This is a genomic window from Arthrobacter sp. efr-133-TYG-104 (genome assembly GCF_030208915.1).
In the GTDB taxonomy this organism is placed as follows: Bacteria; Actinomycetota; Actinomycetes; order Actinomycetales; family Micrococcaceae; genus Arthrobacter.
Map to the genome: position 1 here is coordinate 69373 of NZ_JARVTA010000004.1, position 23782 is coordinate 93154.

The 23782-nt window shown below is 63.2% G+C and carries 19 protein-coding genes; 7 read left to right on the top strand and 12 right to left on the bottom strand.

Translation table 11 applies throughout. The features are described from left to right. A complete protein-coding gene (locus QRN04_RS04690) occupies positions 1-330 on the bottom strand; it encodes a PadR family transcriptional regulator (RefSeq protein ID WP_284974997.1) in 330 nt (109 codons plus the stop codon). Between the two features lie 164 nt (positions 331-494). On the opposite strand from QRN04_RS04690, the gene QRN04_RS04695 reads away from it, so the two are divergent. Together QRN04_RS04695 and QRN04_RS04700 are read left to right on the top strand one after the other, a co-directional pair. Beyond that, positions 495-938, top strand: coding sequence for a MarR family winged helix-turn-helix transcriptional regulator (locus QRN04_RS04695; protein WP_284974998.1), 444 nt, complete (start codon positions 495-497; stop codon positions 936-938). Positions 939-962: 24 nt separating this feature from the next. Then, entirely contained in the window at positions 963-2189 is a 1227-nt protein-coding gene (locus QRN04_RS04700) for an MFS transporter (protein WP_284974999.1), read from the top strand. A 62-nt stretch (positions 2190-2251) separates the two neighbouring features. On the opposite strand, the gene QRN04_RS04705 is transcribed toward QRN04_RS04700, so the two are convergent. Together QRN04_RS04705 and QRN04_RS04710 are read right to left on the bottom strand one after the other, a co-directional pair. After that, entirely contained in the window at positions 2252-3721 is a 1470-nt protein-coding gene (locus tag QRN04_RS04705; protein WP_284975000.1) for a sugar porter family MFS transporter, read from the bottom strand. A 203-nt stretch (positions 3722-3924) separates the two neighbouring features. Continuing rightward, positions 3925-5577 carry an MDR family MFS transporter gene (locus QRN04_RS04710; RefSeq protein WP_284975001.1) on the bottom strand — a complete coding sequence of 551 codons (1653 nt, stop codon included), beginning with the start codon at positions 5575-5577 and terminating at the stop codon, positions 3925-3927. Between the two features lie 226 nt (positions 5578-5803). Here QRN04_RS04710 and QRN04_RS04715 point away from each other — a divergent pair, with 226 nt between their 5' ends. Then, complete coding sequence (locus QRN04_RS04715) at positions 5804-7102, top strand: MFS transporter (protein ID WP_284975002.1); 1299 nt, start codon at positions 5804-5806, stop codon at positions 7100-7102. Between the two features lie 17 nt (positions 7103-7119). Here the strand turns inward: QRN04_RS04715 and QRN04_RS04720 are convergent, their stop codons facing one another. From QRN04_RS04720 to QRN04_RS04730, 3 genes are all read right to left on the bottom strand, one after another. Then, positions 7120-8394 carry an FG-GAP-like repeat-containing protein gene (locus tag QRN04_RS04720; protein ID WP_284975003.1) on the bottom strand — a complete coding sequence of 425 codons (1275 nt, stop codon included), beginning with the start codon at positions 8392-8394 and terminating at the stop codon, positions 7120-7122. 149 nt (positions 8395-8543) lie between these two features. Continuing rightward, positions 8544-9695, bottom strand: coding sequence for an FG-GAP-like repeat-containing protein (locus QRN04_RS04725; RefSeq protein WP_284975004.1), 1152 nt, complete (start codon positions 9693-9695; stop codon positions 8544-8546). A 51-nt stretch (positions 9696-9746) separates the two neighbouring features. Next, complete coding sequence (locus tag QRN04_RS04730) at positions 9747-10871, bottom strand: FG-GAP repeat domain-containing protein (protein ID WP_284975005.1); 1125 nt, start codon at positions 10869-10871, stop codon at positions 9747-9749. Positions 10872-11135: 264 nt separating this feature from the next. On the opposite strand from QRN04_RS04730, the gene QRN04_RS04735 reads away from it, so the two are divergent. From QRN04_RS04735 to QRN04_RS04745, 3 genes are all read left to right on the top strand, one after another. Beyond that, entirely contained in the window at positions 11136-11744 is a 609-nt protein-coding gene (locus QRN04_RS04735) for a TetR/AcrR family transcriptional regulator (RefSeq protein WP_284975006.1), read from the top strand. 258 nt (positions 11745-12002) lie between these two features. Continuing rightward, positions 12003-13202, top strand: a complete 1200-nt coding sequence (locus tag QRN04_RS04740) for an NAD(P)-dependent malic enzyme (protein WP_284975007.1) — start codon at positions 12003-12005, stop codon at positions 13200-13202. Between the two features lie 105 nt (positions 13203-13307). Beyond that, positions 13308-13811 (top strand): DUF456 domain-containing protein, encoded by a 504-nt coding sequence (locus QRN04_RS04745; RefSeq protein ID WP_284975008.1) that lies wholly within the window; start codon positions 13308-13310, stop codon positions 13809-13811. Between the two features lie 12 nt (positions 13812-13823). Here QRN04_RS04745 and QRN04_RS04750 read toward each other — a convergent pair whose 3' ends face one another. Next, the gene (locus tag QRN04_RS04750; RefSeq protein ID WP_284975009.1) at positions 13824-14771 is read right to left on the bottom strand and encodes a polysaccharide deacetylase family protein; all 948 of its coding nucleotides are present in this window, start codon (positions 14769-14771) and stop codon (positions 13824-13826) included. Beyond that, positions 14768-16327: a purine-cytosine permease family protein gene (locus QRN04_RS04755; protein WP_284975010.1), complete on the bottom strand. Its 1560-nt coding sequence runs from the start codon at positions 16325-16327 to the stop codon at positions 14768-14770. Before QRN04_RS04755 ends, QRN04_RS04750 begins: the two co-directional genes overlap by 4 nt. A gap of 109 nt (positions 16328-16436) precedes the next feature. Between QRN04_RS04755 and QRN04_RS04760 the strand changes: the two genes are divergently transcribed. Beyond that, a complete protein-coding gene (locus QRN04_RS04760; RefSeq protein ID WP_284975011.1) occupies positions 16437-17897 on the top strand; it encodes a PucR family transcriptional regulator in 1461 nt (486 codons plus the stop codon). Positions 17898-17909: 12 nt separating this feature from the next. Here QRN04_RS04760 and purU read toward each other — a convergent pair whose 3' ends face one another. From purU to QRN04_RS04780, 4 genes are read right to left on the bottom strand one after another with little or no spacing between them, the layout of a single operon-like run. Then, a complete protein-coding gene (gene purU / locus QRN04_RS04765; protein WP_284975012.1) occupies positions 17910-18806 on the bottom strand; it encodes a formyltetrahydrofolate deformylase in 897 nt (298 codons plus the stop codon). A 2-nt stretch (positions 18807-18808) separates the two neighbouring features. Further along, a complete protein-coding gene (locus QRN04_RS04770) occupies positions 18809-20200 on the bottom strand; it encodes an L-serine ammonia-lyase (protein WP_284975013.1) in 1392 nt (463 codons plus the stop codon). Further along, a complete protein-coding gene (locus tag QRN04_RS04775) occupies positions 20200-20844 on the bottom strand; it encodes a sarcosine oxidase subunit gamma (RefSeq protein WP_284975014.1) in 645 nt (214 codons plus the stop codon). The genes QRN04_RS04770 and QRN04_RS04775 overlap by 1 nt, the downstream gene beginning before the upstream one ends. Then, a complete protein-coding gene (locus QRN04_RS04780; RefSeq protein ID WP_284975015.1) occupies positions 20837-23782 on the bottom strand; it encodes a 2Fe-2S iron-sulfur cluster-binding protein in 2946 nt (981 codons plus the stop codon). The genes QRN04_RS04775 and QRN04_RS04780 overlap by 8 nt, the downstream gene beginning before the upstream one ends.

A 23782-nucleotide genomic window follows, 5' to 3' on the forward strand; every position in this document is an offset into this window, starting at 1 on the left:
TCAGTTTCCTTCCCTGCGGAGCTGTTCAAGCCGTTCGGACAAGAAGCTCCAGGTGTTCCAAAATTCGTTGAGTTCTTTTTCGCCGCGGGCGTTGAGCGTGTACACCTTGCGGGACGGCCCCTTTTCGGATGGTCGCTTCTCCACGTCCACCAGGCCCTTTTGCTCGATCCTGACCAGCAGCGCGTACACGGTGCCCTCAGCGATCTCGGTGAAGCCCTGGGCCCGGAGCGAGGTGGTGATCTCGTACCCATAGGCGGGGTTTCCGGTCAAGAGAGCTAAAACGATGCCCTCCAGCGTGCCCTTGAGCATCTCGGTCATTTGCTTGCCCATCGGACACCTCCTTGCTACTCAGTACTGCTAACTACCACTACATAGTAAAACTAGGTACCACTACTTAGCAATACTGATAACCCGAGGTTGCTTGACGGGGTGGGTGCGAGTACACACTCTGAAGGCTTGACTGTTAGGGGTCCTAACTATTAGGCTACCTAAGTATGAACGGTAATTTTGATCCTCGTCTTCTGGAACTCGCCAAGGGCTTCCGTGAAGCCCTCCGGCTAGGCGTGTATATGTTCCGCCGGCTGGACCCCGAGGGCGAACTTACTGCCGCGCAACTCAGCCTGTTATCGATGATTTACGACGGCGGCCTCCGCGTGGGGGACATCGCCAAGAACCTGGGCATCAGGGTCCCAAGCGCCACTGAACAGATCATCAAGCTCGAACGTGCCGGACTGGTCGGCAGGCAGCCGGATGCGGATGATTCCCGCGCAGTCCGGGTGGTTATCAGCAGCGCCGGAAGTTCCGCCGTCGAATCCGCCAACCAGCGCCGTAACGCCATGGTCGCCGGGCTGTTGCAAGACCTAAGCACCGAGGAAATCGAACAGCTCGAAGCTGCGCTGCCCGTCATCAGCAAACTCAACAGCGCCTTCCAAAACTAGATGCAAACCGACAAGGAGCCTTTCATGTCACGCCAGCTGGCTGACGCCTCAGCAAGCGCCGGATCCACCCTTGAGGCCGAAAAAGCCTCGTTCCTTAAGCAGCCCAAGGCGGTGTGGGCAACTGCCCTCGCCGCCGTCTTCGCGTTCATGGGCATTGGGCTTGTGGACCCCATCCTCCCGGCCATCGCCAAGAACCTCCAGGCTTCCACCAGCCAGGTCTCGCTCCTGTTTACCAGCTACTTCCTGGTTACAGCAGTAGCCATGTTGATCAGTGGCTTCGTCTCCTCCCGGATCGGAGGCAAGAAGACGCTGCTGATCGGCCTGGTGATCATCGTGGTGTTCGCGTCCTTGTCCGGTTTGTCCGGCAGCGTCGGGCAACTGGTGGGCTTCCGCGCCGGCTGGGGCCTCGGCAACGCCCTGTTCGTAGCAACGGCCCTGGCCGTGATTGTCGGAGTGGCCAGCGGTGGTACGGGAACCGCGATCATCCTCTACGAGGCAGCGCTTGGCTTGGGCATTTCACTCGGCCCGCTGCTGGGCGCGCTGTTGGGTGGATGGCAGTGGCGTGCACCGTTTTTTGGAACCGCTGCTTTGATGGCTGCGGCCTTCATCGCGCTCCTCGCGTTGCTCCCCAAAACTCCCGCACCCGCTACCAAATCGCGTCTGCGTGACCCGCTCCTTGCCCTCGGCCACAAGGGCCTGCGTACCACCGCCGCCAGTGCCTTGTTCTACAACTACGGCTTCTTCACCATCTTGGCCTTCACGCCCTTCATCCTGGGCATGGACGCCTACGGCATCGGGGGAGTGTTCTTCGGTTGGGGCGTGGCCGTTGCTGTGTTCTCGGTGTTTGTGGCTCCTGCGCTCCAAAAGCGCTTCGGGGCGGTCAAAGTCCTGACGGGAACGCTTGCGGTGCTCATGCTGGACCTGATCGGGCTGGGCCTGGCAGCGGGGCACTCGGTGCCCGCCGTCGTCGTGCTTGTCATTGCGGCCGGCGCCCTGCTGGGGATCAACAACACGATCTTCACCGAACTTGCCATGGGTGTCTCGGATTCACCCCGCCCCATTGCCTCGGCCGGTTACAACTTCGTGCGCTGGATGGGTGGCGCGCTGGCCCCGTTCATGGCGGCGCAGCTTGGTGAGCACTTCGGCCCGCAGGTCCCGTTCTTCGCCGGCGCAGTTGCCATGGTGGTGGCGATCCTCATCGCTTTCGGGGGCCGGAGCTATCTGAAGTCGCACGAGCCGCATCTCGTGTAAACCCCCACCAAGTAGCGGCAGAGCGCGTTGTGAGATCCATCTCGCAGCGCGCTCTGCGCTTTCTAGTGGGAGTCGCCGGCGGTGGTCGGCAGGGGTGGGACGTTACGGCCTTTAGGGACGAATAAGGTCTCGGCTTGTTCCAATGACATGCCGTTCGTTTCGGGGACCTTGAACATCACAAAGAAGAACGACGCCGCTGCAAACGCTGCGTACATGGCGTACGTGAGGGGCAGCGAACCTGCTGCCATCACGGGGAAGCTGAGTGTGACGGCGAAGTTGGCGATCCATTGGGCGGCAGCCGCCAAGCCCAAAGCGCGGGCACGGATGCGCGAGGGGAAAATCTCGCCAAGAAGCACCCAAACGAGCGGGCCCCAGGACGCGCCAAAGCTCACCACGAACACGTTGGCTGCAATCAGGGCGGCCGGGCCCCAACCGCCGGGCAGGCTGATGTTGGCTCCCGAACCGGTTGCTGATGAAAATGCCAAAGCCATCACGCCAAGGGAAAGAGCCATGCCGATGGATCCCGTGAGCAGGATGGGCCTGCGGCCCACGCGGTCCACCAGGGCGATGGCCACGAGCGTCACCAGGATGTTGGTGATCGATGTGGCAACAGAGATCGTCAACGAGTCCTTCTCATGGAAGCCCACGGCTTTCCACAATGTAGTGGAGTAGTAGAAGATGACGTTGATCCCAACGAACTGCTGCAGGACGGACAGGATGATGCCGATCCAAACCACCGGTTGCAGGCCGAACCGCTTGCCCCGCAGGGAGCCTTTCCTGCTGGAGAGCTTGTCTTCTTGAATGGACTCACGGATTTCGCGGATGTGGCGCTCGACGTCGTCACCGGGAATGAGGCGCTCGAAAACCTCCCGGGCGTTGTCCTCCTTGCCGTTGAGGACGAGGAAGTGCGGGGATTCCGGAAGGCGGAAGGCGATCAACCCGTAGACCGCTGCGGGCACAGCGCAAGCGATGAACATCCATCGCCAGGCCTCAATGCCCAACCAAAACTCTGACCCTGCCCCACCCGCGGAGTTGGACAGAACGGCGTCGGACAGCAGCGCCGCGAAGATGCCTGTGGTGATGGCGAGCTGCTGGAGCGAGGCCAGCCGCCCACGGACGTGGCGCGGGGAAATCTCGGAGATGTACGCGGGGGCGATCACGGACGCGAGCCCGATGCCTAAGCCACCCACCAATCTCCAGAAGATGAGGTCCCACACGCCGAAGGAAAGCCCTGTGCCTACCGCGCTCACCAAGAAGAGGACCGCGCCAAGCTTCATGGCGGGGATGCGACCGTAGCGGTCTGCCACCCGACCGGCCGTGTACGCGCCAACTGCGCAACCGAGCAAAGCGACGGCAACAGCAAAACCTGTCACCGCCTCGCCAAGGGCGAACTGGGCTTTCATAGCATCCACGGCCCCATTGACCACGGAAGAATCGAAGCCAAAAAGGAAGCCGCCCACTGCACCGGCGACTGCCAAGCCGATCACTTTCCGGGAAACGTGCGCAGTGGCTTCGGTACTGGGTTTGGACAATGGAACTCCCTGATGCTGGTCTTGTGGAAGCGGCTGCGGGACGTCATTGGCTGCTCCGGCTGGGATGCCGGCGCACTCGCGCTACACAGTGTGGCATGGAGTTCCACCAACTGCCAGTCACGCGGAACCAACGAAGAAGCGGCAGGCGGCCCGTAGGCCGCCTGCCGCTTTGTTCAGGGATGAAAACCCTTTGTGCTGATTCCCTAGTGGGCCGGGACGGAGTCCTTGGCCGCAGCCTTCGGGTCCGTCAGCTTCTTGTTGGGCAACGCGAAGCTGATCAGGAATGCGACGATCATCAGGCCGGCAGCGGTGAGCATGACGACGTCGATCGACTGGGCAAAGCCCTCTGTAATCGGCCGGGTGAGCGTGCTGTTTGCCGAGTGCAGCCAGCTCGTGTCGTTCAAGGAATCGTTGCTGGCACCGTTCTTGAAGAAAGCAAACAGCTTCGCGTTGGCGGGATCGGACGCGACTGCCGGATCATGCATGACAGCCAGGTAGTCCGGGCTGGCTGCTGCAGTCTTCATGCCGTTGGCGATCTTGTCCGCAGCCGTGCTGAACAGCATGGAAATGAACACTGCCGTGCCTACTGCTCCGCCCATGGACCGGAAGAACGCGGCCGTGGACGTACCTACTCCCATGTCCTTCGGCGGCACGGAGACCTGCATCGCGAGGGTGAGCGGCTGCATGCAGAAGCCAAGGCCCACACCAAAGAACACAGCGATCAGCCCGGGAACCCACAGGCCTGTATCTACTCCGAGGACCAAGCCCATAACGCCGGCCGCACTTGCCAGTATCGCGGTGCCCAGGATCGGGAAGACCCTGTAAACGCCCGAAGAGGAGATGGTCCGCCCGGCAGTAATGGAGCCGAACAGGATTCCGACAGTGAACGTGATCATCATCAGGCCTGCCTGGGTGGGGGTAAGCCCCTTAACCAGTTGCAAGTACATGGGCAGCATGGCGATAGCGCCGAACATGCCCACGCCGATGATGAAGTTCAACAGGGACGACAACCCGAAGGTCACGTTCTTGAAGAGGCGCAAGGGGATCAATGCGTAGTCGCCCGCACCGCGTTCGATCAGCAGGAACGCCACAATGCCTACGACGCCGAGTCCGTAGCAAAGCCATGAACCACCAGAGGACCAGCCCCATGTGCGGCCCTGTTCGGCGACCAGGAGGAGGGGGACGATGGCCAAGGTGATGGCAGCCGCGCCCCAGTAATCGATCTTTTGCTTGACGTGCCGGGCAGGCAGATGGAGGTGGAGGAAGACCACCACGAGTGCCGCCAAGCCGATGGGCAGGTTGATGAAGAAGACCCAGCGCCAGCCATCGAAGCCCAGGATATTGGAAGCACCAGCGAAGGCACCGCCAATCACAGGGCCCAAAACGGAGGAGACACCGAAGACAGACATGAAGTAGCCCTGGTACTTGGCCCGGTCCTTCAGCGCGACGATGTCGCCGATGATGGTCAGGGCCAGAGCCAGCAGGCCACCGGCGCCAAGGCCTTGGATGCCGCGGGCCACGGCCAGTTCGGTCATGGAGTGGACCGAGCCGGCGTAGAGGGAGCCGGCAAGGAAAATCACGATGGCCGTGAGGTACAGCGGGCGTCGTCCGAAGATGTCGCTGAGCTTGCCGTACAGCGGAGTGCTGACGGTCGAGGTGATGAGGTACGCGGTGGTGGCCCACGCCTGGAGGGACAATCCGTCAAGGTCGTTGGCGATGGTGTAAATGGACGTGGACACGATGGTCTGGTCCAGGGATGACAGGAACATGCCGAGCATGAGTCCTACCATGACGGTGAGCGTCTGACGATGGGTCAGCACTTCACCAGCGGCCCTGACGGGCGTGGATTTGGACATATCTACTCCAAGGTGGCAGGGAGGGGAATAAGCACGATAGTTGCTTTCAGTAACTATCCTAATGCCAGTTTGATTCCCGGAAGTACTTAATTCTTTTTCAGAAGGCCTACGACGTCGGAGGAAGGTCGCCGAAGAGGGCTCACTAAATGGGGCGCACTGCCGCACCGCTAGGCTGGGTGCAGTCATTGAATGGTTCGGGATCGTCGAACATAGGGGGAAACCAGCAATGAGCCAGTCCGACGTGCCGGAACCACATCCGTTCGAGCCCGGTCATGGGCCCGCTTCGGCGCTCCTGGAACCAGTAGAAAAAGTCCGGGCGGTGTGGATCACCGGCGTCGTCCTGGTGAACCTGGGTATCAACGCGGCATTCTTTGGGCCGTTGCAAGTGCTCCTGGGCCAGCAGGCTGCCCACTTCGATGAGGGGCAGAAGGAAGCGATCCTGGCCTTGGTTACCGGCTGCGGTGCAGTAGTTTCCCTGGTGGCAAACCCGTTGTTCGGGGCGTTCAGCGACCGGACCGCTTCCCGCTTTGGCCGTCGGGTTCCCTGGGTCGTTGTCGGCGCCATTCTGGGAGCGACGGCGCTCGTTGCGCTGGCAGGCGCTCCGAACGTGGCCGTCATGACAGTTCTGTGGTGCCTGGTCCAGGCAGGAGCCAATGCCATGTACGCGGCCATCACGGCCGCTGTGCCGGACCGCGTCCCCGTGCCTCAGCGCGGAACCGTGGGAGGTCTGGCCGCCATGGGACAGACCGTCGGCATCCTGCTCGGCGCGGTGATTGCCGCCGTCGTTGCTGGAAACTTCGCCGCAGGTTACTGGCTCTGCGCCGCTGCCTTGCTGGCCGGCGTCGTTCTGTATCTTTTCAAAAACGACGATCCCCAACTCCCCCTGACTGCGCACCCTACCTTTAGGCTTGGGGCGTTCGCCAAAGGGTTCTGGATATCCCCGGCCCGCTACCCGGACTTCGGCTGGGCTTGGATGACCCGACTGTTGGTGAGCACCGGAAACCACATGATCACGCTGTACCTGCTCTTTTTCCTCATCGATGCCGTGCACCTGCGGGAAACAGAGAACATTGATCCCGCGTTCGGTGTTCTTATCCTCACGGGGCTCTATGCCATCACGGTGATCATCACCAGCGTGCTGGGGGGACGGCTGAGCGACAGGATGGGGAAGCGGAAACCGTTGGTGATAGCGTCATCCGTCATCATCGCCGTCGCCTCCCTCATCTTGGCGTTTGCGCCCACGTGGGCGGGCGGTCTGACCGGCGCGGTGGTCCTCGGCATCGGCTTTGGGGCCTACCTCGCCGTGGATTTCGCGCTCATCACCCAGGTCCTTCCGACGGCGGCGGACCGCGCCCGCGACCTGGGCGTGATCAATATCGCCAACTCGCTGCCACAGGTGATCGCCCCGCTCATTGCCTTCCCGTTCGTCACGTACTGGGGCGGCTATGTCTCCCTGTACATAGCCGCCGCGGTCATAGGCCTGTTGGGGGCGGTGTTCGTGGTGAAGATCAAGAGCGTTGACTAGGGCTGGTACGGATAGGCCTAGAAGACGGCGGTGAAGGCGCCCCAGCCCCAGCCGACTACCGGTGAGCCCTTCCACCGGTAGCCGTAGATTCCAGCGGTCGAATAGCCGCTGGTGTCCCCGAGGTACATCGTCATCCGGCCGGCCCTGTCGATGCCGTAGAGGTCAGGTTCGCCGTCGCCGTTGAAGTCCCCGGCCACTCCGAAGCGAGCCACATACTCCCACCCCCAGCCGATGTTTCCGGCGTAGCTGCCTGGGGCGCCATAATCCTCAAACCAGCCGTTGCGGTGCCCGGTGTGGGCGCCGATGCTTCCTGCGTTGTCCCGCGCTAAGACCACCAGATCCGGCGTGTTCAGGAAATGGCCTGCACCAACGGCGTCGAAGCCGTTCCAACCCTGGCCGATCTTCTGTGGTGCGAGCCAGCCGCCGTGGCCATCACCTGGGTAGAGGAAGATATTCCCGCCGAAGTCCTTGGCGATGATGTCATTGGTGCCGTCACCGTTGAAGTCCCCGGGTGCGATCAGGTCTGCGAACCCCTGCCAGCCCTGCCCGATCTGGAAGGTCTGTTTCCACCCACCCGAACCGTTTCCTTGGTAGAGGAAGAGCCGGCCTTGGTTGTCGCGCGCCATCACATCCACGGTGCCGTCGCCGTCGAAGTCACCGGGAGAAACCAGCAAGTTGAAGCCGTTCCAGCCCCAACCGATGACTTGGGTAGGTTGCCAGTTACCGTGACCGTCGGTGGGGTACAGCAGCAACCTGCCCGAGGAATCGCGCGCGAAGATATCCATGGTGCCATCTCCATTGAAGCCCCGTTCGCGGGCGGTTGCAGCGATCCTCAGGGGGTTGGCTGCTTGGACGGTGGTCTGTGACACGGAGTCGTAAGTAACCGTGAGGTTACCGGCCACCACGTGGCCCAGATCAGACGCCGTCGGCCGATACGTCCGTCCAGTCACTCCTGGTATGACGGCGCCGTCCCGCGTCCACGAATACGAGATCGACGGCGTTCCACCTGCAGGAGAGACGAAAGCCCTGGTCTGAGACACATCGATCGTCAGGAGTCCTCCCACGCTTGCGTCCCCCCGTAGTGCAGGTGCGAAGTTGATGAAGACATACCGGGAAGGGGCAGCCCCGCCCGTGGCAGCCTGCGCCGGCAACGCGGCACCTACGAGTCTCGCGGGCGCTAAGGTGTCGTCGGCAGTCGCAGGAGATGCGGCGCTGAGGCCCGCAACCACGACGATGCTCGCCATCAAAGTGGCAAGCAGGCCGCGGACGCGGCGAGGTGAAGTGCTCTCCAAGGATTCCCCCAAGTCAGGTCGGCCAGAATGGCCGGCGAGTATAAATGACTTGAGAGTACAGCTAAGGAAATGAAATCTGGGAATTACCTGAGAATATTTCCAACCCGGTGCGTCCCACGCTCAGAAAACAACCGGAATCGGGTGCGGAACTAGAAGATCCCGTTGAATCCGCCCCAGCCCCAGCCGATCACCGCGGACCCGTTCCAACCGCCGTCGCCGTCGCCGTAGTAAGCGAGCAACTGGCCGGAACCGTCCACTGCGTAGACGTCCACATTCCCGTTTCCATCGATATCGCCGGCCGCGCCAATGGTGGACATGCCACCCCAGCCTTGGCCGATGACGCTCATGCCGCCCCAGCCGCCGGAACCATTGCCACGGTAGAGGCGCAGGTTGCCGGACGTGTCCCTGCCGAGGACATCTACGGTGTTGTCACCGTTGAAGTCGCCCGGAGTGACCACTTGATTAGCCACATTCCATCCCGTGCCCACCACGGAACGGGTGAGCCACCCGCCGTGTCCATCGCCCGGGTAGAGGTAGAGCACGCCGTTGGCATCACGGGCCAGGACGTCGTTGTTGCCGTCGCCGTCAAAGTCGCCCGGTGAAACGATCGACGTGAAGCTGTTCCAGCCGCTGCCTACCTGGCGGCCGGTCTGGAAACCACCGTCGCCGGTTCCCGCGTAAAGGAACAAGCGGCCCGCCGAATCGCGCGCCAGGATGTCATTGGTGCCGTCGCCGTTGAAGTCACCGGGGGAGAGGATGGTGGTGAATCCATTCCAGCCGGGTCCGATGGTGCGGGGAGACTCCCAGTTGCCGCCCACCCGTGCGTACATCAGCAGGGTGCCGTCTTGGCGTCGGGCCAGCAATTCGAACGCACCCCGGCCAGTGAAACCGTTGGCCCGGTTGGAGGCAGAGATAGGTGCGGTTTCTGCGCTGGCGACCTCGACGGGGTCGCAACCGTTTTGGCTGGCCACGAGGTGGGCGACAATTGTTGCTCCCCGGTCATCCTCCGTGACGACGTAGTTCGGCCACTGCCGGGAAACGGTGACGCCGTCGCGTGTCCAGTAGATGCTGTAGTCCGGCCCGGCAGCAGCGCCGCAGCCACTGAAGGAGCCCGGTTCGATTTCAACGGTCAGCGTGGAACCGACAAAAGGGGAGCCATGAATCACCGGGGGTTGCGGGTTCATCGTCGCCATTGCGGGAGCGGCGGAAGATGCGACGGCGGTGACAACGGCGGCCATAACGGCAGCGGCAGTTCCCAAGACCCGGCGCACAGCGGACGTCGGGCGTGATGGAGCTTTCATGGTGTCCTCCCCAGACTTTGTGCGATTAATGGTACCGCGGCTGGGATTTTGCTAAAAGATTGCTGTGAATCCGCCCCATCCGTCGCCCACGACCTCAGAGCCCTTCCAGCCCGTACGCCCGTCGCTGTAGTAGCTCACCAAGCGGCCTTGGGCGTCAACGCCATAGACGTCCGCAAAGCCGTCGCCGTTGAAGTCACCGGCTGCCCCGAGGAACCTCAGGGCACCCCATCCGGTACCGATCAACCAGGACCGGGTCCAACCGCCGGCACCGTTGCCGCCGTAAAAGTACAGATATCCATTTCGGTCACGCGCCAGCACATCGACCTTCCCGTCCCCGTTGAAGTCCCCCGGAGTCAGGATGGCGTCCATGACATCCCAACCGGTTCCGACGACGGTGCGGGGCAACCAGCCCCCGGCACCATTTCCGGGGTACAGGTAGAGAGTGCCGTCTTTTCCGCGGGCGAGAATGTCGTTGTACCCGTCGCCGTTGAAGTCGCCCGGACCCACGATGGAGTCGAAAACGTCCCACCCTGTGCCGATGACTTGCGCCGGTTTCCATCCGCCCGTTCCGTCTCCGGGATACAGGTAGAGGACCCCCGAAGCATCGCGTGCGATCAGGTCGCTCTTCCCGTCGCCGTTGAAATCACCGGGCGAGAACACAAGGTTGAAACCGTTCCACCCCCATCCCACGGTGCGTGGGGCGTCCCACGCTTTGCCGGTCCGGCCGAACAGGGACAGGGTGCCGTCAGTTCCGCGGGCCAAGAGTTCGAAGGCCCGCCCGGTAAAGCCGCTCGCCCGGTTAGCTGCTCCGACAGGGCTGGTTTCGGCGCTGTTGATTGTTTCGGCGCTGCACGCTGTTCTGCTGGCAGACACGTGGACAGCCATGCGGGAGCCTGCGTCACCGGGCCGGAGTACGTAAGTGCGGCCGGTTTCACCCGCCACCAGGAACCCGTCGCGCGTCCAGTAAATGGTGAAGTCCGGTCCTGTTCCGCCGCCGCAGCCATAGAAGGTGTAGGGGCCGATCACGGTGCCCAGCGTCTGGCCCACGATCGCGGTACCCGTAACCACGGGATCGGGACCGCTGGGCGCCGCCGACGCCGGCAATGGGCTGATTGCCATGGCAGTGACGACCGCCGTGAGAAGCGCGGCTGCCATCCGGCGTCGAAGTGTTCCCATGCTGTTCCTCCTGTGCGTATCCAACCAGCCAGGGATAAACCCGGAATGGCTCCCTAGGGGGTGGCGTGGTTGGGGTCAAGTCTTCATGAAGTGTATGTGGGGCACGTAGCGATCGCGGGCAGCGGCATGGCCAATGGCCGGACCGACCTGGCTGCTCTCAGGAAACGGTCACTTTGCTCCCGTATCATGGATGCGATCGGCCAGCCCTGTCCATTGGGACCGAGCAGGCCGCTTCCTTGTCAGCTTGCCAAAAGATCGCCGGAAATGACCGCACCGAACTCACTGGAACCGTACTCCCTTGATCTGACCACGGGCTTGCCCCGCATGGCTGCCGCGCCCACCACGCCGCGACAGCAATTGCGCTATGCCCGCATCTTGAAGACCGCGGCGGGATTTGCCCAACGTCAATTCGACACGCTAAGCCTCTCCGATGTCGCTTCACGGGCGGACGTTCCGCTTGGCACGCTGTACCGATACTTTCCCTCCACTGCCCACCTGATGCTGGCCGTGTACCGGCAACAACTGCGCGAATTGCGGGACGGGTTGCGCAAGCGAGTGGGTAAGGGCCATGACCTTGCCGGTGTGATGATGGAGATCTTCCACCTGAGGGTCATGCAACCCGGTGTTGAACATTGTTTGATCCGCCCCGCAGGCAGGGACGAGGACACTACCCAGTTGCTCCGGGAGATCGACGCACTGTCCGTCGAAGCGGTCGGCTCCCTGAGTAAGGACACCGCCAACGACGCCGTCAGGGCCCGAATCTTGCTACATCTGGTCAGCGGTTTGGTCCAGGCTGTCCGCTGCCGCCGGCTTTCGCTGTTCGAAGCCGAGAAGGACCTGAAGAAGGCCTGCACGCTGCTGACCGCCGGCTAGCGCCGGGGTTCGCACCTACCGAAACCTGCATGAAGCACGTCACACTGACCGATGGTTTATCGTTTTACTCTCGAATCATCTCTGTTGGTATTGAATCTTGTCCCCGTTGCAACTCCTTAGGCTGGAGACACCGAAGCGGCTAGCAGCCCCCTTATCTGCAGAAGCAACGCCGGGCCAGTCACCCTTGGCCCGCTACCGCAGTTCTGTTCCTGCCCGAATCATGCCGTGGGTCCACGGCTAGCCTGAGGAGACAAAGACGTGTCCATCGAGACAATTGCAACTGATAATGACGCCCTGGTACTGAGCGAGGAAGAGATTTTCGCAGCCCACGTAGGCGGCAAGCTCAGTATTTCCAGCACCGTTCCGCTGAATAACAAGCGTGACCTTTCCATTGCGTACACCCCCGGCGTGGCCCAAGTCAGCCGCGCCATCCACGCCAACCCCGAACTTGCCCGCACACACACCTGGGCAGAGCGCCTTGTTGTGGTGGTCAGCGATGGCACCGCCGTTTTGGGCCTTGGCAACATCGGCCCCAGCGCTTCCTTGCCAGTCATGGAAGGCAAGTCCGCCCTGTTCAAGTCTTTTGGCGACCTGGACTCCATCCCGTTGGTTCTGAACACCACCGACGTCGACGAGATCATCGAGACTTTGGTACGCCTCCGCCCGAGCTTCGGTGCGGTAAACCTCGAGGACATCTCCGCACCCCGCTGCTTTGAACTCGAAGAGCGGCTCATCGAAGCACTCGACTGCCCTGTCATGCATGATGACCAGCACGGCACCGCCGTCGTGGTTCTCGCAGCCCTGACCAACGCCGCCAAGGTGACCAAGCGTGAGCTGGCCGGCTTGAAGGTTGTAGTCTCCGGCGCAGGTGCCGCAGGCATCGCCATCGCAGAAATCATGCTTGCTGTTGGAATCAAGGACGTGATCCTGCTCGACTCCAAGGGTGTGGTCAACGCCGAGCGCGCGGACCTCGTTGCCGATCCGCACAGTGTGAAGGCCCGGATGGCCCAGCGCACCAACCCCCGCAGCGTGAGCGGTGGCCCCGGGGAAGGCCTCACGGGGGCCGACGTCTTCGTAGGCGTTTCCTCCTCCAAGGTCGATGAAGCGCACCTGAAGCTGATGAACGATCAGTCGATCGTGTTCGCCCTGTCCAACCCGGACCCGGAAGTTCTTCCCGAGGTCGCGCAGAAGTACGCAGCCGTCGTTGCCACGGGCCGGAGTGACTTCCCGAACCAGATCAACAATGTCCTCGCCTTCCCCGGCATTTTCCGCGGCGCGTTGGACGCTGGCGCCCGTCGTATTACCCAGGCCATGAAGATCGCTGCCGCCAACGCCATTGCTGAGCTGGCTGGCGAAGACCTGTCCGCGGATTACATCGTGCCCAGCCCGCTGGATGCCCGTGTGGCACCCGCCGTCACCGCTGCGGTCGCCGCAGCCGCCTCGGCGGCGGACGCTTAACGCGTCAAGCAAGACCGACGACGGCGACGCCTCCCGTGCTGGGGAGCGTCGCCGTGGTCCTTGCTGAAGAACAGAACCAGCCTTTCCCGACCGTAGACTGGGCCCATGAATGCCGAACTCGCGGTGACAGTCTTGTGTGGCCTGGCCATTGCGGTGGGCGTGGCCGGAGTCATCATCCCTGTCCTGCCAGGCAGCATGCTCATCGGCGCGAGCCTGTTGGCTTGGGCCATATGGGGCGGTGCCGGCCCACTAGGCTGGATTGTCTTCGCAGTGGGCATGGTGTTTGTGGTTGCCGGGATGGCTTCAAGCGCTGTCTTGACTGGGCGCAGGCTCAAGCAGCACGGCGTTCCGAACAGGTCGGTGCTGATCGGTGTTGCGCTGGCGGTGGTGGGCATGTTTGTGATTCCGGTGCTGGGCCTCTTCATTGGTCTCGCCCTTGGTTTGTTGCTCAGCGAAGCCCAACGCACCCGTGACTTCCGGGCTGCGCTCCGGTCGAGCGGTGCGGCGCTGAAGGCCACCGGCGTCGGAATACTGGTGGAGTTTGGCCTTGCCTGCGCCGCGGCGAGTACGTGGATCATTGGTGCGTGGATCCACGCCGCGACTGGCTAAAGCCCGGATGGGTTAGAGCAGTGAGGGAGCGCTGACTTGGGCCGGGCGGAATGTTGCTCCGGCGCCCGGGAACAGCGGCACATCGATCCGGGCGTGCGTGTGAACTTCCTGCACAGTGGACTTGGTATGCCCGGCGATCGCCGCCAACGTGGTGACCCACATTCCTTCAAGGTCTTTCACCCGCTCGATCAGTTGTTCCAGGGCCACCGCACGTGACGGCCTACCGGAGATAAACGGATGGTTGGTCAGTACGAAGCAACTGCCTTGGGCGTGGTGGGCTTGGGCCTCCAGGGTCCACATTTCCAAAGCCTTGGCCGGGCTCTCGATCACGCCGCTGCCGCTTACGCCGGGGTAGAACGCGTACTGCTCCCAGTCGTCCAATGCCCAGTCGACAGGAATCTCCACGATGTCCCGGGAGTCGTCTTCGGCGACCGTCATTCGGTAAGGGGCATCGCCGTCGAGCAGGCTTGAATCGTAGAGGAAGCCGCGGTCCGCCAACAGGGCCGGGGACTGCCAGTTCAGTTCCCACCAGGGTGCCCGGTAACCTACCGGCCGCACGCCGGCCACACGGGCGAGCGCCTCCAGGCCGCGATCGAGGTAGTTGGCTTCGGTGGCCGCATCAATTCCCTGCATGGGCTCATGGAGGTAGCCGTGGTGGGCGATCTCATGCCCGGCGTCCGCGATCCTGCGGACGACATCGGGGTAGCTGTCAGCCGTGAACCCGGGAACGAAGAATGTTCCCTTGATGTCCTGGCGGTCCAGGATCTGGAGGAGGCGCGGCACGGCGATTTTGGGCCCGTACGACTGGTGGCTCATGAGGGACATCCGCCGCGTGCTTGCCGGATCATGGGCGATGGTGCAGGACTCGGCATCGACGTCGAAGGTGAAGGAGGCTGCGGCTTTGAAGCCTTCCGGCCATACGACCGGATGGAGCGAATCGGCGAATGCGGGCTGGTTCATGCTGTGGTCCTTTCCGGAACAGCCGGTGAGCCAGATGTTGCCGGCGTTGGCTGTGTGACTGAAACGTGGTTCGCATCGGCAAGCAGGAACTTCCGGTGGGCCCGCGGCCCGAGGAGTGCGTAGGCTCCGGCGCTGGTGAGTCCGCCGGCCAGCCATGAGAGGTCCCAGCCGCCCAAAGCCACCGCGATGGGGCCTTGCATGATGGGAATCAGCCCATACATGAACAGCCAGGTGGCGAAGATGCCGAGGATCAGGGAGGTGATTCCTGCCCAGTTGACGACGGGGAGCCGGCGGGTACCGATCGGATCAAAGAGCCGGTCGACCTTGGCGGGCCAGCGCTTCTCAAGCCAGAAGTAGTGCACCAGCATGATGCCTCCCCACGCAGCTACCCAGGCGACGAGCCCGATCAGCCAAGCATCCAGTACGGAGGCGAAGTCTTCCTGGAAGATGAAGAACACCACAGCAAGAAGCGAGAAGACGCCCACGAAGAGGTTGAGCTTGCGGCGGTTGATGTTGATATCCAGCGCCTGCGTGGCCACCGAAAAGGTGTAGATGTTGAGGATGTTCGTGGCGATTGGGCCGTGCAGTACAAGGAGGAGCACGGGCAGTGCCATGGCGCCGAAGTTTTGCACGATCAGTTTGCCGGGATCAATCTCGCCGCTGTTCGTTGCAAGGCTTGCGCCGAGGACACCGAGCCATACAACGGGAATGAATTGGCCCAGAACAGATGCGAGGTAGACCTTGCGTTTGGGAACCGAGGTACTCACAAAGCGTGAGTAGTCTGCTGCGTAGGTGAACCAGGTGATGCCCCAACCGATTCCAATGGCGGTCATCACGGCGCTCATTGCGGCAATCCGGTCAGGTCCTGCCAGGATGTGTCCGGCAGGGCCGGGGTAGCCCCAGTCGATTTTCATGCCGAACCACGCGACGGCCGACATCACGGCAAGGATGATGATGGTTGGCGGAACCGTCCACTTCTCAAAGGCGGCAATGGCCTTGTAGCCGAACCAGGCGATCGCCACCTGTGCTGCCATGATCACCGTGGCGACGCCGATCTTCCAGGCGTAGTTGTGGGCGGTGGGATCCACCCAGCCGAGCGTTCCGAAAAGGGCCATGACCAAGTCCAGGATGATCCACGTGTTGACGGCACACCAGCCGATCACCAGAAGCGCCTGGATGGCAGCCGGCAAGTAATTGCCGCGACGCCCGAACGCCGCACGCGCCAGGACCATGCCGGTGGCGCCGGTCTTTTGCCCCAGGAGCACGAAGCAGCCGAACAGCAGCATGCCGATCAGGTTTCCCAGGACCAGGACGGTCACGGTGTCCGCGAACCCGAGTCCGAGGTTGATTCCGAGCGCCCCGAGCACCCAGTTGATGGGCGCGAGGTTGGCCCCCGCCCATATCCAGAACTGGCCGGAGACCTTGCGGGTGCGGTCTGATTCGGGGATGGGTTGGAGCCAGGCTTCGCTGTCATGGCCCGACGCCGTTGCCGGACCTGACTGGGCTGGGTTGTCTTGGGAAGAATTTGGTGGCGCAGGAGAGAGGTTGTCTTGCATGGGGAGAGCCTCCGTATTTGAAAGGGACCCCCTAAGGCTATGTGCCCCAGATCACAGCAACAAGATACGATGTGTCTAAAGAAATACCGTTCACATCTTACGGAGTGTCATGACAATTCTGCTTGGGCAAGCCCTGAAAAGCGAAACCCTCAAAGGTGCGGATCCCCGCATCATGTCCGCGGCAGACGGCGCCCTTACAAGGGCCGTCCGTTGGGTTCACTCCAGCGAGGTCTTGGACATCGCGCCGCTGCTGCGTGGCGGGGAACTGCTCCTGAGCGGGGGCCAAGCGCTCGCGGGTCAACCGGCGGAACGCCGCGTCGAGTATGTCCGGGGGCTGGCCGGCCGGGGCATCGCGGCCTTGGCTCTGGAGACCGGCCCAGCCCTGCCGGCCATCCCCGCCGAAATGTTGGAGGTCGCCCAGTCCGCGGGGCTGCCGATCATCGAGCTCCGTCACGTTGTCCCGTTCGTTGCCGTCATGCAGGAAATCAACTCACTCCTGGTCAGCGAGTCCGTGGAGCATCTCCAGCGCGGCGATCAGGCAAGCCATGCCATGGCCGCCGAGCTGGCCCACGGCGGCGGGCTGGATCAACTGCTGGCTGTCTTGGCGGAAACCACGGGGGCTGGCACGAGGCTCGTCTCGCCGTCGGGCATTACCCTCGGGGCGGCCGCTGGACCCGGCGCGGGCGGGACGGTCACCACCGTCGATGTCCCGGTCCGCGGCGTGCTGGCCGCCCGCCTCGAGTTGGAAGTGCCCGACGACGGCGACAGCGGCCTTGCGCGCGTGGCAGGCGAGAGGTCCGTGGACATCCTTGGCCTGGCCCTGTTGCAACGGATGCCGCCGGGATTGAAGGAATTGGCTGGCATTGAGTTGATGCGCGCCATCAATTCGGGCAGCCAAACGTGGCAACTCCGGCAACTGGGGCCGGCGTCGGGTTTTTCGGTTGATGGGCCCGTCGCTGCCGTGGTGATCCGGTCTGCACGGGCCGGGCATCTTCGAGCCGGTTTGGATGCGTTGATGCGCGAAGTCGTGTCCCACAGTGCCAGTTATGCCAACAACGCGGAGCTGATCGCGCTTGCCTCACTCAGCGGTGGCGCATCGACACGCGCTGCCTTGGTGGTGGGGCTGCGGGGTTTGGCGTTGCCCGCTGGATCAGCCATAGCCGTGGGCCCCCTTGGCAATGGCATCGATGAGGCACCGTGGTCCCTGGCTGAAGCCCGCCGCAGCCTTGACATGGCCGTGGACGAAGGCAGCCTGGTGGACGCCGAAGCCTACGCCGTGGAGCGGCTTGCAGGGGAACACCTGGACGTTGCCTCCCGGGGCGCGTTCGTTCAGCGTCAGCTGGGGGCCGTCGTCGAACATGACCGGCTGAGGCGGTCCGAGCTCCTCCGCACGCTGACAGTGTGGCTGGATACCGGGTGCAACACTGCCCAGGCGGCGCGCGAACTGCACCTGGAGCGGCAGTCCATGCACCACAGGCTGCAGAAGATCTTCGAGCTCTGTGGGGGCGACCCCAGGGGGACCGGCCGGCTGGCCGGACTCCACCTGGCAACGAAGTTGGCGCGGCTGTAGGTCCTGAGGGGCCTACTTCAGCACGATCGTACGGTTCCCGTTCAGGATGATCCGGCCCTCGCAGTGCCAGCGAACCGCGTTGCTCAGCGCCTTGCACTCGGTATCCCGTCCGGCGGCCACCAGGTCATCCGGTCCGAAGGTGTGGTCCACCTCCACCACCTGCTGGGCGATGATGGGTCCTTCATCCAGCTCGCCGTTCACGTAATGCGCCGTGGCGCCTACGGTTTTCACTCCCCGCGCGTAAGCCTGGTGGTAAGGCTTGGCACCCTTGAAGCTGGGCAGGAATGAGTGATGGATGTTGATCGCACGGCCGTCGAGCTTCCGGGCCAGGTGATCGCTGAGGACCTGCATGTACCGTGCCAGCACAATGAGCTCCACGTCCAGTTCGTCAATAATCTCCAAGAGGCGCCCCTCGGCTGCGGGCTTCGTGGCGGCCGTGACCGGCACGTGGAAGAACGGAATCCCGTGCCACTCCACAATCCCGTGGTGATCGGTGTGGTTCGACACCACCCCCACCACATCAATGGGCAGCTCGCCGATCCGGGCACGGAACAGGAGATCGTTGAGGCAGTGCCCGAACTTAGACACCATGATCAGCACTTTGCGCTTGTAGCCCTGGCGTTCCAGCTGCCACGACATGCCGTACTTTTCGGCCACCGGAGCGAAAGCATTCCGCAATTCATCCAGTGTGGACGAATCACCGGCGGACGCGAAGTGCACGCGCATGAAGAAGTGGCCTTCTGCGCGGTCGCCGAACTGCTTGTTGTCGATGATGTCGCAGCCGTGCTCCAGCAGGAAGCCGGACACCGCATGCACAATCCCTGGGCCTTCGGGACAGTCAAGGGTGAGCACATGCTCCACCGTGGTGTCCGGCGAAACAGCAGTAGTTTCAGTTTGGATGGCAGTCATGGCTAGCACTCCACTACGTTGACGGCGAGGCCTCCACGGGAGGTCTCTTTGTACTTGGTTTTCATGTCTGCGCCTGTCTCGCGCATGGTCTTGATGGCTTTGTCCAGGGACACCTTGTGGCTGCCGTCTCCGTGCAAGGCAAGACGGGCCGCATTGATCGCCTTCACGCTGGCAATGGCGTTGCGCTCGATGCACGGGATCTGAACCAACCCGCCCACGGGGTCGCACGTCAAGCCAAGATTGTGCTCAATGCCCACTTCTGCCGCGTTCTCCACTTGCTCGGGCGTTCCGCCCAGCACCTCGCAGAGACCAGCGGCGGCCATGGAACAGGCAGAACCCACCTCGCCCTGGCAGCCCACCTCGGCACCTGAAATGGAGGCGTTGATCTTGAACAGAATCCCGACGGCGGCAGCCGCGAGCAGGAAGCGAACAACGCCGTCGTCGTTGGCTCCCGGAACGAACTTCATGTAATAGTGCAGGACAGCCGGAACGATGCCCGCAGCCCCATTGGTGGGTGCGGTGACAATCCTGCCGCCCGCCGCATTTTCCTCGTTGACCGCCAAAGCGAACAGGTTCACCCACTCCATGGCGAGCAACGGGTCGGCTGATCCTGCACCCTTCAGGTCTGCGTCAGTGGCAGCCAGGGTCTTAAACAACGACGGCGCCCGTCGCCTCACCTTCAAACCTCCCGGGAGGATTCCCTCGGCCGAGCAGCCGTTGTCCACGCATTCACGCATCACGGCCCAAATGCCCAGTAACTTTTCGCGAAGCTCGTCCTCGGATCGCCACACGAGTTCGTTGGCCAACATGATGTCCGAGATGGACTTGCCTTCGCGCTCGCAGATGCCCAGGAGCTCGTCGGCGGTGGTGAAGGGGTAAGGAAGCACGGTGTCATCGGCTACTACTTTGTCGGCTCCGGAGGCATCGCCGTCCACCACGAAGCCGCCCCCGATGGAGTAGTAGCTGCGCTCGCGCAAAACTGCGCCCGTGTGGTCCAATGCCCGGAAAGTCATGCCGTTAGGGTGGGCGGGGAGCGATTTGCGGCGATGCAGCACAACGTCCTCGTCCCAGTTGAAGTCCACCCTATGATCGCCACCGAGGTGCAGCTCGGCGCCGAGGGCTGCTGCTGCCACCTGGTCATCAGCTGTCCGCGTGTCCACTGTCTCGGGTGATTCGCCTTGCAGCCCGAGCACCACGGCCTTGTCCGAGCCGTGGCCCCGGCCGGTGGCGCCCAGCGAGCCGAAGAGCTCAGCCTGGACGCGCACCGTTGCCGAGAGCTGGCCCGACGATTCAAGGCCATCCGTGAACTGCTTTGCCGCCCGCATCGGGCCCACCGTGTGGGAGGACGACGGCCCGATGCCAACAGAAAACAGGTCAAGCACACTCAATGCCATCAGGGGACCTCGGGCGAGGCGTACTCCCGCATGGCGTCAAGGATCCAGCGTCCCAGGAAGTCGGCAAAGGATGCCCGCGGGAAGATCCGGTAGCTCTCCTCGCCTGTCTTCCACAGCAACACGGGGATGTGCGCCAGCTCAGTGGCCAGAGCAGTTCCGGCCTTGAAGACCCGCGGGTGCAAGTCCAAGGAGCAGGTCTTCTCAAGGACTGCGCGTGCCCGGCTGCCCGAGAGTTCATACGTGGTCCGGTTAGCGGAGAGGTCCACCACCTGGCCGGGTTCACTGCCCAGCGCCGCGGTCAGGTCGGCAACCAGGGAACCACCCAATGAATCGTGGGTCTCTTCCGGCGCCACAACCAAGAACTCGGCCGGGCCGAGCCACAGTGCGTTGATTGAACCTGCGCCCGTTACCTCACCGCACGCGGCCGGCAAGCCGCCGGTCAGCGACGCCACGCGCGCACCGCCGTCGGACTCCCTGCCTACCCGGATACCCACCATGGTTTGGTACGGAATCTCGGTGAGCGTCACAGTGCCGGGCACTGAACCGGAGGCGAAGGCGTCAGCCAGGTGCTGGCCGGGGCTGCGCCGCGCCGCCCTGACATGGTCGACGTTTGCGGTTTCTGCTGGTGTTGCTGTTTCAGCCATCTTTGCGGGTCCCTTCAACATCGAAAAGTACGGTTTCGCCAACAACCACGTCCACCAATTGGTCTCCCAACGAGGCCACCAAGGTCTCGCCGATGCGGTTGCGGCCATTGTGAATCAGGGCCAAGCCGAACGAACGGCCCAACGCGGCGCTGTGGTAACTCGAGGTCACGAAGCCTTCCATGGGAACCGGTCCGTAGGCCGGGTTGACCGGAATGCCCTTCTCCACAAGCTGGGTACCTTCGGGCAACCTCAACGAGTGGTCCACTGGCAGGACGCTCACCAGGTGCTTGCGGTCCTCCCGGCTGGCGTCGGCCCGGAGGTACGAACGCTTCCCGATGAAGTCCTTGGCCTTGGAGACGATCCATTCCATTCCGGCGTCCTGTGGAGTCACCGTGCCGTCGGTGTCCTGCCCGACGATTGGGTACCCCTTTTCGGCGCGGAGAACGTGCATGGTTTCCGTGCCGTAGGGCGTGATGTTGAACTCGGCACCGGCGGCGGCGACTGCCTCCCAGGTGTTCAAGCCGTACCAGGACGGAACGTTGATTTCGTAGGCGAGCTCACCCGAGAAGGAGATGCGGCAGATCCGCGCCTGCACTCCGGAGGCCAACGTGGTCTCGCGGAACGTCATGAACGGGAAGGCCTCAGTGTCCAGCCCGCCATTCCCGGCAAGCTGCGGGGACACCTTTGCGATCACCGCACGGGACTTCGGGCCGACGACGGCGATAGTGGTCCACTGCTCTGTCACGGACGTGAAGACCACATCCAAACCCGGCCATTCGGTCTGGTGCCATTCCTCCAACCAGTCCAGTACCTTGGCAGCACCGCCGGTGGTGGTGGTCATGAAGTAGCGGTCCTCGTCCAAGCGGAGCGTGACGCCGTCGTCGAAGATCATGCCATCGAGCGTGCACATGACGCCGTAGCGGGCGGAGCCGGGAGCCAACTTCTTGAAGGCGTTGGTGTAGACGCGGTTCAGGAACTCCCCCGCGTCCTTGCCGCGGATCTCGATCTTGCCCAAGGTGGTGGCGTCCATGAAGCCAACGGATTCCCGGACTGCGGCGCACTCACGCAGGACCGCAGTGTCCATGTCTTCCCCACCTTGGGGGTAGTACCAGGGGCGCCTCCACTGTCCAACGTCCTCGAACAGGGCGCCCTGGGCGACGTGCCACGGGTGGATGGAAGTTACGCGGGCGGGGTCGAACAGTTCACCGCGCTGCCGGCCGGCCAAGGCAGCGAAGGCCACGGGTGTGAACGGCGCACGGTAAGCCGTAGTGCCGATTTCACCGATCCCGGGGACAGCGTCCGCTCCGCCGTACTTCAGCGCGGCGGCGATGACGCCGATCGCGTTGACGCCGGAGGTTTTGCCTTGGTCATTGGCGGTGCTGATGGAGGTGTACCGCTTGACGTGCTCCACCGAGCGCATTCCCGCTCCGGTGGAGCGGAGGACGTCGGCTACGGTCTGGTCGCGCTGGAAATCGACGAAGTGCTGGTGCCATTCGCCCGGTTCACCGGTTTGGCCGGGCACCAGCCAGAGTTGACGGGTCGGGGCGCTCGCCACCGGCGCCGGAAGTTCAACGGGGGTGGTCGCGGACTCGAAACCAGCGGCGATGGACGCGGCCGCTCCTGCGGAGATGCCTTCCGCCAAGCAGTCCTGGAGTTCGAAGCTCCCGCGGCCCGAGCCCACCACCTGCTGGTCGCGGACCGGCTTCGCGGGAACGAACGCCGCGAGCCCGTCATCCCAACGGAGCTTGCCTTGGCGCTGGCTGTGGAGGTGGACCACCGGGCTCCAACCACCGGAGACTGCCAGCAGATCGGCAGCCAACTTTTCGATGCCCGAGGTGAGTTCGCCGTCGTCGTTAATACTGCGGACGGTGACGCCGTCCAGGCGGCCGCTGGCATCCGCGGAGGTGTCCGCCACCGCGCTGCCAATCAGGACCCGGATACCGGACTCGACGGCGGCAGCAGCTTCGGCGCTGATCTGCGGACGGGCATCGACGACGGCGGCAACCGACACGCTTGCAGCCAACAAGTCCGCGGCAAGAGCGTAAGCGGAGTCGTTGGTGGTGCTGATGACGACGCGCGATCCGGCTGCAACCGCGTAACGGTTGAGGTAGGTCCGCACCGCCGAGGCGAGCATGATGCCCGGGCGGTCGTTGTTCTCGAAGACCAGAGGACGCTCGTGGGCTCCGGGGGCCAGGACAACCTGCTTGGCACGGATGTGCCAAATACGCTGGCGGGAGACACCGGACGCCGCGGGGACGCCCAGGTGGTCGGTGCGGTTCTGCGCCGCGATGAAGTAGTTGGAATCGTAGGAGCCGAAGGCCGTGGTTCGGTTCAGGACCGTGCATTCAGCGGCGGAAACGAGCTCGGACTCGACGTCGGCTACCCATTCCAATGCGGGCATGCCCTCGATGGTTTCGGCAAGGCCCTCGGCGGTGGAACCGGAGAGCAGGGAGCCGCCCAATTCGGGCTGGTCGTCGATGAGGATAACCCGGGCACCCGTGCGCACGGCTTCCCGTGCAGCTGCCAGGCCGGCAACCCCGCCACCGACTACCAAGACGTCGGTGTGGACGTACTTCTTGTCGTACTCAGCCTTGTCCTCGGCAGGGTCCAGCTTTCCCAGGCCGGAGAGGAACTCCACGTTCATCCCGTCCACCAAGGAAACGGCTGTGGCGGGGAGCATGGATTCTGCCACGTGGCCGGGGAACCGCGGCGCGATCTTGACCAAGGCGTTGGACTCTTCGACGCCGGCGGACATGATGCCGCGCGGACGGTCCTCGTAGAGGGAGTTGCCTGCGTTAATGCGGCCGTTGGCCAGCAGGGCAGAAGCAATGGTGTCGCCGGGGTGGCCAACGAACTCCTGACCGTCCACGGTGAATCGCCAGGAGATGCTGCGATCAATGCGGCCGCCTGCAGCGAGACGTGCGTTCTTGCTTGTCAT

Bases quoted from the DNA above. Each gene is read 5' to 3' on its own strand.
- QRN04_RS04690 (WP_284974997.1), bottom strand. From the start codon at position 330: ATGGGCAAGCAAATGACCGAGATGCTCAAGGGCACGCTGGAGGGCATC.
- QRN04_RS04695 (WP_284974998.1), top strand. From the start codon at position 495: ATGAACGGTAATTTTGATCCTCGTCTTCTGGAACTCGCCAAGGGCTTC.
- QRN04_RS04700 (WP_284974999.1), top strand. From the start codon at position 963: ATGTCACGCCAGCTGGCTGACGCCTCAGCAAGCGCCGGATCCACCCTT.
- QRN04_RS04710 (WP_284975001.1), bottom strand. From the start codon at position 5,577: ATGTCCAAATCCACGCCCGTCAGGGCCGCTGGTGAAGTGCTGACCCAT.
- QRN04_RS04715 (WP_284975002.1), top strand. From the start codon at position 5,804: ATGAGCCAGTCCGACGTGCCGGAACCACATCCGTTCGAGCCCGGTCAT.
- QRN04_RS04725 (WP_284975004.1), bottom strand. From the start codon at position 9,695: ATGAAAGCTCCATCACGCCCGACGTCCGCTGTGCGCCGGGTCTTGGGA.
- QRN04_RS04730 (WP_284975005.1), bottom strand. From the start codon at position 10,871: ATGGGAACACTTCGACGCCGGATGGCAGCCGCGCTTCTCACGGCGGTC.
- QRN04_RS04735 (WP_284975006.1), top strand. From the start codon at position 11,136: ATGACCGCACCGAACTCACTGGAACCGTACTCCCTTGATCTGACCACG.
- QRN04_RS04745 (WP_284975008.1), top strand. From the start codon at position 13,308: ATGAATGCCGAACTCGCGGTGACAGTCTTGTGTGGCCTGGCCATTGCG.
- QRN04_RS04750 (WP_284975009.1), bottom strand. From the start codon at position 14,771: ATGAACCAGCCCGCATTCGCCGATTCGCTCCATCCGGTCGTATGGCCG.
- QRN04_RS04755 (WP_284975010.1), bottom strand. From the start codon at position 16,327: ATGCAAGACAACCTCTCTCCTGCGCCACCAAATTCTTCCCAAGACAAC.
- QRN04_RS04760 (WP_284975011.1), top strand. From the start codon at position 16,437: ATGACAATTCTGCTTGGGCAAGCCCTGAAAAGCGAAACCCTCAAAGGT.
- purU (WP_284975012.1), bottom strand. From the start codon at position 18,806: ATGACTGCCATCCAAACTGAAACTACTGCTGTTTCGCCGGACACCACG.
- QRN04_RS04770 (WP_284975013.1), bottom strand. From the start codon at position 20,200: ATGGCATTGAGTGTGCTTGACCTGTTTTCTGTTGGCATCGGGCCGTCG.
- QRN04_RS04775 (WP_284975014.1), bottom strand. From the start codon at position 20,844: ATGGCTGAAACAGCAACACCAGCAGAAACCGCAAACGTCGACCATGTC.
- QRN04_RS04780 (WP_284975015.1), bottom strand. From the start codon at position 23,782: ATGACAAGCAAGAACGCACGTCTCGCTGCAGGCGGCCGCATTGATCGC.